The sequence below is a fragment of the uncultured Brachyspira sp. genome, assembly GCF_944390595.1.
In the GTDB taxonomy this organism is placed as follows: domain Bacteria; phylum Spirochaetota; class Brachyspiria; order Brachyspirales; family Brachyspiraceae; genus Brachyspira.
Genome location: NZ_CALXRN010000201.1, coordinates 16584 through 28557 on the forward strand (window position 1 = coordinate 16584; position 11974 = coordinate 28557).

At 27.4% G+C, this 11974-nt stretch carries 13 protein-coding genes; 10 read left to right on the forward strand and 3 right to left on the reverse strand.

The features are described 5' to 3' along the window. Positions 1-53: 53 nt before the first annotated feature. The 3 genes from Q0J90_RS12270 (at position 54) to Q0J90_RS12280 (ending at position 2207) form a co-directional block, all read left to right on the forward strand. Complete coding sequence (locus Q0J90_RS12270) at positions 54-761, forward strand: response regulator (RefSeq protein ID WP_297278186.1); 708 nt, start codon at positions 54-56, stop codon at positions 759-761. Between the two features lie 11 nt (positions 762-772). Next, on the forward strand, positions 773-1582 hold the full coding sequence (gene thiD / locus Q0J90_RS12275; RefSeq protein WP_297278187.1) for a bifunctional hydroxymethylpyrimidine kinase/phosphomethylpyrimidine kinase: 810 nt from the start codon (positions 773-775) through the stop codon (positions 1580-1582). 145 nt (positions 1583-1727) lie between these two features. Beyond that, positions 1728-2207, forward strand: a complete 480-nt coding sequence (locus tag Q0J90_RS12280) for a GNAT family N-acetyltransferase (protein ID WP_028329982.1) — start codon at positions 1728-1730, stop codon at positions 2205-2207. Between the two features lie 49 nt (positions 2208-2256). On the opposite strand, the gene Q0J90_RS12285 is transcribed toward Q0J90_RS12280, so the two are convergent. Together Q0J90_RS12285 and glyS are read right to left on the reverse strand one after the other, a co-directional pair. Next, entirely contained in the window at positions 2257-3006 is a 750-nt protein-coding gene (locus Q0J90_RS12285) for a hypothetical protein (protein ID WP_297278188.1), read from the reverse strand. A gap of 279 nt (positions 3007-3285) precedes the next feature. Then, positions 3286-5379, reverse strand: a complete 2094-nt coding sequence (gene glyS / locus Q0J90_RS12290) for a glycine--tRNA ligase subunit beta (RefSeq protein ID WP_297278189.1) — start codon at positions 5377-5379, stop codon at positions 3286-3288. 246 nt (positions 5380-5625) lie between these two features. Between glyS and lpxC the strand changes: the two genes are divergently transcribed. From lpxC to hemW, 3 genes are all read left to right on the forward strand, one after another. Then, a complete protein-coding gene (gene lpxC / locus Q0J90_RS12295) occupies positions 5626-6918 on the forward strand; it encodes a UDP-3-O-acyl-N-acetylglucosamine deacetylase (RefSeq protein ID WP_297278190.1) in 1293 nt (430 codons plus the stop codon). Between the two features lie 82 nt (positions 6919-7000). Then, positions 7001-7855, forward strand: coding sequence for an RNA polymerase sigma factor RpoD/SigA (locus tag Q0J90_RS12300; RefSeq protein ID WP_297278191.1), 855 nt, complete (start codon positions 7001-7003; stop codon positions 7853-7855). A gap of 4 nt (positions 7856-7859) precedes the next feature. Continuing rightward, positions 7860-8987, forward strand: coding sequence for a radical SAM family heme chaperone HemW (gene hemW / locus Q0J90_RS12305; protein WP_297278192.1), 1128 nt, complete (start codon positions 7860-7862; stop codon positions 8985-8987). Here hemW and Q0J90_RS12310 read toward each other — a convergent pair. Further along, a complete protein-coding gene (locus tag Q0J90_RS12310) occupies positions 8979-9278 on the reverse strand; it encodes a Trp family transcriptional regulator (protein WP_028329976.1) in 300 nt (99 codons plus the stop codon). The two genes, hemW and Q0J90_RS12310, sit on opposite strands and share 9 nt — an antisense overlap. Positions 9279-9424: 146 nt before the next feature. Here Q0J90_RS12310 and Q0J90_RS12315 point away from each other — a divergent pair, with 146 nt between their 5' ends. The 4 genes from Q0J90_RS12315 to Q0J90_RS14745 all read left to right on the forward strand — a co-directional run. Beyond that, positions 9425-9997: an ankyrin repeat domain-containing protein gene (locus Q0J90_RS12315; RefSeq protein ID WP_297278193.1), complete on the forward strand. Its 573-nt coding sequence runs from the start codon at positions 9425-9427 to the stop codon at positions 9995-9997. A 117-nt stretch (positions 9998-10114) separates the two neighbouring features. After that, the gene (gene dnaN / locus Q0J90_RS12320; protein WP_297278194.1) at positions 10115-11242 is read left to right on the forward strand and encodes a DNA polymerase III subunit beta; all 1128 of its coding nucleotides are present in this window, start codon (positions 10115-10117) and stop codon (positions 11240-11242) included. A 27-nt stretch (positions 11243-11269) separates the two neighbouring features. Further along, positions 11270-11503 carry a hypothetical protein gene (locus Q0J90_RS12325; RefSeq protein WP_137999423.1) on the forward strand — a complete coding sequence of 78 codons (234 nt, stop codon included), beginning with the start codon at positions 11270-11272 and terminating at the stop codon, positions 11501-11503. Positions 11504-11649: 146 nt separating this feature from the next. Further along, on the forward strand, positions 11650-11974 hold a 325-nt coding region (locus tag Q0J90_RS14745), incomplete at its 3' end, for a hypothetical protein (RefSeq protein WP_367173889.1).

An 11974-nucleotide genomic window follows, 5' to 3' on the forward strand; every position in this document is an offset into this window, starting at 1 on the left:
GTTTCTATATTATAATATTACTAAATATTATAATTAATTCTAGGTATAATTTTATGAGAGTATTAGTTTATGATTCATCTTCACAGATAAGAGATAGTTTTATCAGTATTTTAATAACAGCAGGTTATGAGGTAGTTGAAGTAAAAGATAAAAAAAATATTCTTCCAATGTTTGGAAAAAGACCGTTTCCTGTAGCTATTATAGAAGCTAATGAGGGTGATGCGGAAATATTAGATATACTTGAAAAAATTTATGTGGATGATAGGTATCATGGTGTGCATGTTATAATACATTTATTAGAGCCTAGCAAAGAATTTATTTCTAATATGATGCGTATTGGTGTTTCAGGATTTTTGCTAAAACCTTTTAATGAAAAAGATTTTTTGAATAGGTTTAATATGCTGTTAGAGAAAGCAAATATAAAGCCAAAGAAATTAAAGCATATAGTTATAAATGATTTAGATAATTTCAAGATTGTATTCAGACATGACGGAGTAAGACAAATACTTCATGGTATGATAGTTGAAATGTCGCCTATAGGGTTAAAATTTATTATGCCGCCTCAAGAGGCGGATATTGAGATTGGACATGTAATTAAAAATGCCTCAATGTCCATAGGTTCTTATAAGATTACTTTTTCTATTAGCATACTTGAAAAAGTAGGAAATGAATATGCTGGAGAATACTTAGACTTATCTGCATTTAATTCAAGATTAATATGTAAATTTATATATGATAAATATATGGAAAAATTAAAATAAAGGATACTGCAATGATAAAGGCTTTAACTATAGCAGGATTCGATGGTTCAGGAGGAGCAGGCATACAAGCAGATTTAAAAACTTTTTCTGCTTTGGGATGTTATGGTATGAGTGTATTAACTGCATTACCTGTACAGAATACTCAGGGTGTAAGAAGCTGTTATGAAATAGATATAAAGGCAATAGAGGAACAGCTTTACTGCATATTTGATGATATTATACCGGATGCTATAAAGATAGGAATGCTTTTTAATAGCGATATAATAAAATTAGTTGCAAAATTTTTAAATGAAAATGCTAAAAATATACCAATAATAGTTGATCCTGTAATGGTTGCAAAAAGCGGAGACAGATTGCTTTTAGAAGAGGCTGTTAATAGCTTGAAAAAATATATAATTCCAATATCAACTATTATTACTCCTAATATACCTGAAGCGGAAGATTTGACATTAAAAAAAATAAAAACAGATGATGATATGATAGATGCAGCAAATGATATACTTAATATGGGAGCAAAAAATGTAATGCTTAAAGGCGGACATTTAGAAGGAGAGCTTTCAAGAGATTTGTTTATGAGTAAGGATTATAAAGAGTTTTTAGATGCAGTTAGAATAGATACAAAAAATACTCATGGAACAGGATGTACTCTTTCTGCTGCTATATGCAGTTATATTGCTCATGGTAAAACTCCTTTGGAAGCATCAAAATTAGGAAAGGTATATTTATTTAATGCTTTAGAGGCAGCTAAAGTTGATAGTGTAGGTAAAGGACATGGTCCTGTTCATCATTTTTATGAAGCTTGGAAGCATTTGAAATTTTAGTATTGCTTGTTTTATATAATTATACGTTTTTATAAATATACTGATTTTTCATAGTATTTTCAATCAAATTAATGCATGCTTTCATGCATCATATTTTATTATACATTACAATATTTTAAATTTTAATATTTTTGGAGGTATTTAAATGATTATACGTTCTTATGAGGAAAAAGATGTAGAGCAAATTGTTAAAATTTGGAATGAAATAGTTGAATCTGCACTTGCTTATCCTGATGAATATCCATTAAAACTTGATGAGGCATATTCCTTTTTTAAAAAGGAAATAGATGTTATATGTGCTGTGGACGGCGATACAGTTTTAGGTTATTATCTTATTCATCCTAATGGTTATGGAAGACGTTCTCATATATGCAATACAACTTATGGTGTAAGAGCTGATATGAGAGGAAAAGGCATAGGAAGAGAGCTTGTACTTGATTCTTTTAAAAGATGTAAAGATCTTGGTTTTAAAGTATTGCAGTATAATGGAGTTGTTTCATTAAATGAAGGAGCACTTAAATTATACCGTTCTTTAGGGATTACTGAGGCTGGTGTTATAAAGAATGGATACAGATTAAAAGACGGAAGTTATTGCGATGGTATAATGTTTACAAAACAATTATAATTATATAAATTATAGGGCTTTATGAAAATAAAGCCCTTTATTTTTTATTTTATTTAACTTCTTGTAATGTACCTTTTATTGTTAAAGTATCATTTTCAAAAGTACCTTGTAAATTACCTTGCCAATAAGGTATTCCGTCTTTAGCTTTATCAGTTGTCATTTGTATATTAGTAAAATATGTGTCATTAGAAATTTGAGAAGTACTCATTTTATTATTATCTGAACCATATCCTATTTTAAATATACCGTTAGTATCAGACTTTAATTCATAAACCCAAGGATAAACAGTAGGTCCTCCTGCATGAGCATATCTTATAGTTATTACTCCTGTTTCATCTTTAGTAACTCCTGTACCTGTAACCATAGGGCCGTTAGTTCCGTCTAAAATTTTTTGAGAAGTTCCTGTAACCATTCCGTCAAAGTTATAAGTTTTTGCTGGAGATACCCCGTATAATACAAAGAATCCAAATCCGCGTTCTATTTTATTGTCGGCGAATTGACCATTTTGATATCTGTATGCATCCCAAGATTTAGTAGATCCTGCAGGAGTAGAAGCTCCTGTAGCAGCATCAACTTTTGCATCGATATTTCCATAAGTACCTGATACTTTCAAATATGAATTTTGTGTTAAATTGTTATCATCATTAGCTTTTTCCCCAAATACTGCTTGGAAGTCTATATTCATAGTTCCGGCTTCATTTGTTGCTGTATCTGTTGTTGATGATGCAGCAGTATCTGTTTTACCGCATGAAAATACAAAAGCAGACACAATTAAAGTGATTAAAAGTACTTTTTTCATTTTGTTCTCCTTAAAAATTATAATATATTTGTTATATAATATAAGTATATGTAATAAATTTTACAATTGTAAAATTTATTTATTTTTTGTTTTTTATTGATTTCATGTTTACTAAGATTTGTTTTGTTATATAAATCAAACATATTGTTCATTTTGAAACAAATGTTAAATTTATCTAAAACTATAATAATTAATTTAGCATGATTAATTTAATTTTTGATATAAAAAATGAGGCTTTGTTATTTTATTAATAAAGCCTCATTACTATTATAATTTATATTATTTTACCAAACTAGAGAAATCAAGCATATTCTTGAAAATTTTATCAACTGAAGAAAGTAAAGCTATACGGTTGTTTTTGATTTTTTCATCATCTACATTTACCATAATATCTTTGAAGAATTTATCTAATGGTTCATAAAGACTTGCTAATAAAGCAAATGTTTTTTCATATTCTCTATTTTCCATAAGTTTATTAACTTCATTTAATTTTTCTTTATATGTATTATAAAGAGATTTTTCTGCCTCTTCTTTTAATAGAGATTCATCCAAATTAACATCTTTAGCTGATTTAATCATATTCTTAATTCTTTTAAATACTGCTAGAAGATTAGAAAATAACTCTTCATTTTTCTTTCTAAATGCATCAATAGCTTCTATTTTTAAGTAAGCATCATACATATCATCTATTCCTGTAGATAAAACTCCAGCTATAGAATCTTTAGCAAAATCAACATCATTTTCAAAACGTGATTTAAAGAATTCAAATATATCATTAACTAAATCTTCGCTTTTGTTGTTTCTTGCATCTTTAGGCATAGAATTTACAGCATCTTCTATTAATTTTTTTAGATTAACATGCTTTTTAGATTTTGTAAGTATATTGATAATACCAAGTGCCTGTCTTCTTAAAGCGTTAGGGTCTTGAGAACCTGTAGGTATATCTCCAACATAGAAACCAGCAACAATATTATCCATTTTATCGAGTATGGCTATAGCTTTACCAATATCATTTGAAGGTATATCATCAGCAGCAAATAAAGGTCTGTATTGTTCGTTAATAGCTAATGCGATACCATCATTAAGATTTATAAATTTAGCAAAATATCCGCCCATAATACCTTGAAGTTCTGGAAAGTTATAAACCATGTTGCTTACTAAATCTGACTTCATATACTTAATTGCTTTAAGTATATTTTCTTTATCCTTTTCATAACCTAAAAGTTTTACTAAAAGTTCAGAATTTTTCTCAAGTCTTTTTACTTTATCAGAAACACTTCCAAGTTCTTTTCTAAACATAAGCATTTCGAGTCTTTCATTCATCTCATCCATGCCTTTTTTGATATCTTCCTGATACAAGAATCTTCCGTCTGATAATCTTGCAGTTAATACTCTTATATTACCAGCTATTATCTGAGGAGTTTTAGGCTGATTAGCTGTTATTACAAATAGATTAGTAAGAGAACCGTCTTTTTTACATAATGGGAAATACTTTTGATGTTCTATCATTTCACTTGTTAGAACTTCTTTAGGTACTTCTAAGAATTTAGAATCAAATTCAGCTGTAAGAAGATATGCTTCTTCTACTAAATCTACAACTATTTCTGATACTTTTTTCTTAGAAACAGCTTCATATCCATGTTCTTTTTCAATACTTTCTAACTGATTTATTATATTTTCTAATCTTTTCTCTCTTGAAACTACTACATGTTTTTCAAGTAAAGTTTTTTCATAATCTTTAGGATTTTTTATTTCTGCAAATTCAGGAGATAATAATCTATGTCCTATTACTTTATTATTAGTTTCTATTCCAGCAACGGTAGTTTTTATAATTTCATTTCCAAATAAGGCAAGAACATTTCTAATAGGACGTACAAAAGCAAAATCTTTATCGGCCCATCTCATTTTCTTTTTAAAATCTATATTAGCAACTATATCCTCAAGATTTTCTTCAAATAATTTTTTTGTTTCTATACCTTTTTTTTCTTTTTTTACAAATATATATTTTTTTCCATTTACATCTTTTAGATATGGTTTGTCAAAAGATTCATTTTCATCTATATTTTTTATTAAATTGGCATCAATATTATGTGATTTTAAGAAGCCTTCCCCTGCTTTTGTAGGAACACCGTCTTTTACAGCACTTTCAAAAAGAGGTCCTCTGAATTCTATAATTTCATCTTTAGATTTTTCTTCCACATCTTCAACAAGAATAGATAATCTTCTTGGAGTGGTATATGATACTATAGATTTGAAATTTACACCATTATTTTTTAATGTATTTTCCATAATCTTTTTAAAACTTATACTTGCAGGATAAGCAAAATCTGCAGGTATCTCTTCAGCCAATATTTCTATAAGTAAATCTTTCACCTTTATATCCTCAAAAAATAATTATATATTGAATATCCTATATTGTACAATTATAGTATAAAAAACACAATGTTTTTTCTATATTAATTTATAATTTTATTAACTATTTGTTTATTTGTAAGGTTATATATATGTAAAAATAATATTTTCGGGAAAATTACATATATTTGTCAATAATAAATAAAATTTAGTATTGATTTTATATTGTTAATATACTATATTTATATAAATGGAAGAATTGTTAATATGCAGAATATAAAAACTAAACAGAATATATTAATTATAGACGATGAAGAGGATATCCTTAGTACTTGTCAGAGTATTTTAGAAGATGAAGGTTATGATGTATATATAGCTAAAAACTATAATGAAGCATTAAAAATTTTAGAGGATTCTAATATAAATTTAGTGTTCTTGGATGTATGGCTTCCTGATGTTGATGGTCTTGATATATTATCAAATATTAAAGAGAAATTTCCATCTGTAACTGTTATTATGATGAGCGGACATGCCGGTGTAGAAACAGCAGTTAGAGCTACCAAAATAGGGGCTTATGGCTTTTTAGAAAAACCTATCAGTATTTCAAAATTATTATCAAGCTGTGATGAGGTTTTTAAAGAAAATAATAATATTAATATTTTTGAAGAAAGTAATAATAATGTTTCTTCAAATAAAAAGCATGAATGCAGATATAAAGTACCTCAAAGAACAATAGCTAAAAGCGTTGTTGTAAGCGGTTTTGCTTTAATGGAAGGAAGAAAAACTGCTTTAACTCTTGTTCCTGCAGAAGTAAATACTGGTATAGTATTCGTTGATATCAATACCAATACACATATAAAACTTTCTCATGATAATATTTTATCAAAAGATAAATCAGGTGCGGTTAATTCTACTGCTTTAATATCTGGAAATAGATACATAAAAACAACAGAGCATTTTTTGGCAGCATTGCATATGATGGGAATAACCAATTTGTTGGTGAAATGCGATGGCGAGGTGCCTAATGTTGATGGTTCTGCCTTAGTTTTTTGCGAGGCTTTGAAAGATGCTGGTTTTGTTGAACAGGATGATTATATAGAACCAATAGTTATAGATGAAACTTTAACTTATGGTAATGTTAATGATAATGAAACTTATATCATACTTTCTCCATATGATGGACTTGAAGTAACTTTGCGTATTGATTTTGCTGGTTCTATAGGAGTTCAGCAATATACATATAAATTTGAAAACTTTGATCAATTTATAGAAGAAGTTGGAAGAGCTAGATCATTTAATACCATAGACAATATAGATTATGCTCAAAAGATGGGTATGGCAGGCAGCGGAATGATAGGAAGTCATATATTATTATGTGATGGAAAGGTAATAAATACTAAGCTGCATTTTGATAATGAATTTGTAAGACATAAAATCTTAGATATAATAGGAGATTTATATATATTATCGAGACCAATAAAAGCTAAAATAATAGCTAATAAATCGTCTCATTCATTTAATCATTCTGTTGTGCATGATCTTGCCAATAGATATTTATAATCATTCTATGATATGTTGATTTTATATATAAAAAGAGTTAAAATAATACACTATAAATTGTTGTTTTTAAGGGTATAATATTATGGCAGATAGCAGTTTAAAATCAAATACAGAGGAACAAAATAATATATCCTTATATTTTGCTGATGCTAAGAAAGAAAAACTTTTAACTCGTGAAGAGGAAATAGAATTAACAAAAAGACTTAAAGAAGGCGATGCTGAAGCCCGTTCAAAACTTATTAGAAGTAATTTGAGATTTGTTATAACCATTGCTAAACAATATAAGAACAGCGGACTTTTATTAGAGGATTTAATCAGCGAGGGGAATTTAGGTCTTATTATAGCAGCAGATAGATTTGATCCGGATAAAGGATATCATTTTATTTCTTATGCAGTATATTGGATTAGGCAGAGTATATTAAGAGCTATAAATGAAAAATCAAGATTAATAAGACTTCCTTTAAATAAAGCTATGGATTTGGTTGATTTAGAGCGAGCCGTGCATCAATATTATTATAAAAGCGGATACACTCCTGATGTTAATGAGCTTGCTGCAATATTGAAAAAAGATCCTAATGATATACTTCATATTATGTCTATGAGTACAGAGCATATTTCTCTTGAAGGTGAATATAATTATGAAGGCATGAAAGATAGACTTATAGATACAATAGAAGATAAAACTTCCAAAACTGTGGAAGATACAATCACCAACAAAGAGCTTATGGAAGAATTGAAAGTTGCTATTGAAAGTCTTTCAGATATAGAAAAACAGATAATAAATGCCAGATATGGTATAGATCAGGAAAGAAAAACTTTAAAAGAAGTAGGCGAGATGTTTTCATTTACTAAAGAGAGAATAAGACAGATAGAAAAAAAAGCATTAAGAAAGATGCATTCTCAAAAATATAATTCTTTAAAAGATTTCTTAAAATAGTTTAATGTCAGGTCTTTATATACATATTCCTTTTTGTACATATAAATGCAGCTATTGTAATTTCTATTCTATTGTTAATATGAATGATGAAAATATATATAAAAAATATATAGATGCATTGATTATAGAGCTTAAATTGAGAATAAAAAATTATAATCAAAAAATAGAAACTATATATTTAGGAGGAGGTACTCCTTCTGTATTAGGTGCTGATTTATTAAAATATTTTTTAGATAATGTATTAAATATAATTGATAGTCATAATGGGATTAAAGATATTAAAGAAATAACTATAGAGAGCAATATTAATGATATTAACAAAGAATATATTAGTTTTTTAGAATCAGTTTCTAATATAAGGCTTTCACTTGGAATTCAAACATTCAATGAAAAAAGCTTATCTATTATAAATAGGTATACAGAAAAAAGAGATATTATAAATGCACTTAAATTAATAAATAAATCATCTTTAGAAAATATTTCTCTTGATTTTATATGCGGATTGCCTCTTAATACAGAAAATCAAATTAAAGATGATATATTATTCTCTTATGACTTGCTTCCTAAAGTAAAACATGCCTCTCTTTATTATTTGGAACTTACAGAATCATTGAAAAAGAAATGGTCGGATATACTTCCAAGCGATGAAGAATCTGTAATATATTATAAAAAGGCTTCTGATACATTGGAAAATTTGGGATTAATTAGATATGAGGTTTCAAATTTTTCATTAATAGGTTTTCAGTCTATTCATAATAGTAATTATTGGTTATTGAAAGATTATTTGGGTTTGGGAGTGTCTGCTGTTGGATGTTATGATAATACAAGATATGAAAATGTTAAAATACTTAAAGATTATTTTAATTTTTTATATAATTATAAACTTCCAGTAAAAAATAAAGAATTTTTAGATGAAGATACTAGAAAAAAAGAATTTATATTCCTTTCACTTAGAACAGTAAAAGGAATAAATATCAATAAATATAATTGCATGTTTAATGAAAACTTTTATTTAAAATACCAAAAAATACTAAATAGTAACAATGAATATTTTAATATATCCAATGAATATTTATCTATAAAAAAGTATTATTTTAATTATATTGATGAGATTAGTTTGTTGTTACTGTGATTTGGATAATGATTCTTGAAAGTTTTTATCATGTATTAAATATTTGTCTACTATTATAGCTAAAGCACTGTCATCTTTTTTTAGTTCTTTAGCACCCCTTGTTATAGAACAAAGACTTGCATTAAGATGTTTCGCTATTTCATATTGCGGCATTTTTCTCCTGAGTAAGGTGACTATCCTGAGCCTTTGCTGTATCATGTCTTGCTCATCCTTAGTAAAGAGTTCGCTTAACAGCTTTTTAATAAATTCCTCATCTGTTTCAGTTGCTAAAATATGAGCCAATAATTCCATTTTATATCTCCTTTAATTGTATATTACTGTTTAGAATACTACTATATTAAGTATAGAATAAAAAATAATTTTTTCAAGTGTATTTTATTGTTTTTAATTGCATTAAAGTTATAATATAAAATATATTTTGTATGAGCATATTATGTATGAAAAAAAAGAAATCTAATACAATAAAAAAAGTATCAACAAAAGAAAAAAATGCAAATAATCTATTTATATTAGTATTTGCAATATTTATTGTGTTAATAGTAATATTGCATATCGTTTATGATAAGAAATATAATGAACAATTAAAGTTTACAAATGATATAAATAAAGTTGATGATACCGGACTTACTGTTATAATGAAATCTCTTTTGAATGAAGAGAGAAAATTAAGTAATAATGATATAAAAAGACTTATTAGAGATAATAGAAATAATATAGATTATAAGATTAGGGATAATGATAGTAAGACACTTTTAATGTATGCTGTATTTAATGGCGATAAGGAAATAATAAAAGAAATAGCAAGCCATAGTGATAATATAGATGATATAGATAATAACGGCAGAACTGCACTTCATTGGGCAGTTTATTATAATAAATATGATGCTGTTGCTGCTCTTATAGAACTCGGAGCAAAAACTAACATTAAAGATGATTATTCTCTTACTCCTTTAGATATAGCACAGTATGAGGGATACAAAGATATATATGAATATTTATCGAATCTATGAGCTGCATTAATATAAAAAATATTGTAAAAAATACTTTTTAATGTTAAAATTAAAGCCTATTATTATAATTATTGCAAATTAAATATTAATATAAAATATATAAATTAAGAGGAAGCGATGAGATTTAGATGTTTAAAAAAGGATATAGTAAAATCTATAGGTGTTACAGAAAACGTTGTTGAAGGTAAAGTAATTTATAATATAGAAAGCAATGTACTTTTTCATCTTGCCGGCAATATGCTTACATTAACAGCTACTGACGGATCTGTTTGGGCTAGAAGCAGAATAATACTTGATGACTGCGAAGGCGAAGGTTCTGTTGCTGTTTATGCTAAAAAAATAAGTTCAATATTAAAAGAGATGCCTGACGGACTTATTACAATAAATGTTGAAGAAAATGAAAAAATTAATATAGAATCTGAAAATGGAAAAACTAAGCATTTAATTATAGGAATGAAAACGGATGATTTTCCTGCTTATCCTGAGAGCAGCGGCGATATCAATTATATAATGCTTCCTACAAAAGAATTAGTTACAATGATTAATAAGACTATATCATCTATAGCTAAAGAACCATTCAAGCCTGCTTTAAGAGGTATATGCTTTGAAAAAACTGATTCTAAATTTTTAGCTGTTGCTACTGACGGAAGAAGAATGGCTGTTATAGAAAGAGAATTTGAAGGAGTAGAAAATGGTTCTTTTTCTATAATAATAGAGCCTAAAGTATTAAATGAAATACTTGTTACTGCAAATTATGATGAGGTTGAGCAGGTAAAAATGGGAGTTGATGGTCAGCAGGTTTATTTCCAAGTTGGTAAATATGATTTCGTTTCAAGCCTTATAGAAGGAAAATATCCTAATTTCAGACAAGTTATACCTAAAGAGTTTGCTTATAGTTTTAGAGTTAATAAAAATGATTTGCTCGATGCTATAAGACGTGTAGTTCCTATGATTAATGATGTACGTTCAAAAAGGATGATATTAACTGTTTCTGAGGAGTCTTTAAAAGTTAAGGGTATAAATCAGGAAATGGGTGAGTCTTTGGAAGAAATTGATATAAAATATTCTGGAGAGGAACATTCTATAGCTTATAACTACACTTATATTCAGGATGTTATTAAGCAGATTGATTCTGAGATAGTTACTTTTATGGTTAATAAAGATTCTAGTCCTACTATGGTAAAAGAGATAGAAAGAGAGGATTATTATTACATCATCATGCCTATGAGTATAGGAGAAGAGTAATTAATCAGTTTATAAAAAGGGGGATATATGTTTGAAGTAGAAAATAAATTTTATGAAGAACATATAAAAGAGTTTAGAGAAAAGTATCTAGGTAAGCATATAGTAATAAAAGGTGATGAATTAAAAGGCGTTTATAATAGTGATGAAGAAGCCATCAATGAATCAGTAAAAACTATGGAACTAGGTACTTTTGCAGTAAAAATAGTATCTAGTAATGATGAAGATACTAACTGGAGATTCTATTCCCGTGTCAATTTTTAAGAAAAAAAAAGCAATTCCATTTTGCATTTAGAGTAGAGTACGATCATACACCTGTAGAATTAAAAACAAAAGTATTAATAAAAAATAAATTTGGAATAGAAAAAGAATATGATGCAGTATGGGATACAGGAGCAACTAACACAGCTATTACCCATAAGGTATATGAAGAACTCAATTTAAAACCTATTGATAGTTGTAAGGTAAGAGGTGTTAATAGCGGAATACATACAGTTGATATTGTATTAATAGATATATTATTGGTAAATAAAGTTAATATAAAAAATGTTAGAGCTGGTGTTTGTGATATTGGCGGCTGTGATATGCTTATAGGAATGGATATTATCAAATTTGGAGATTTAGCAATATCCAATAAAAATAATAAAACAATATTCAGCTTTGCAATACCGCCTTTTGATAATTCTACAGATTTATTGGAAAAAGCAAATAAAGTTAATAAAAATAATGGATATT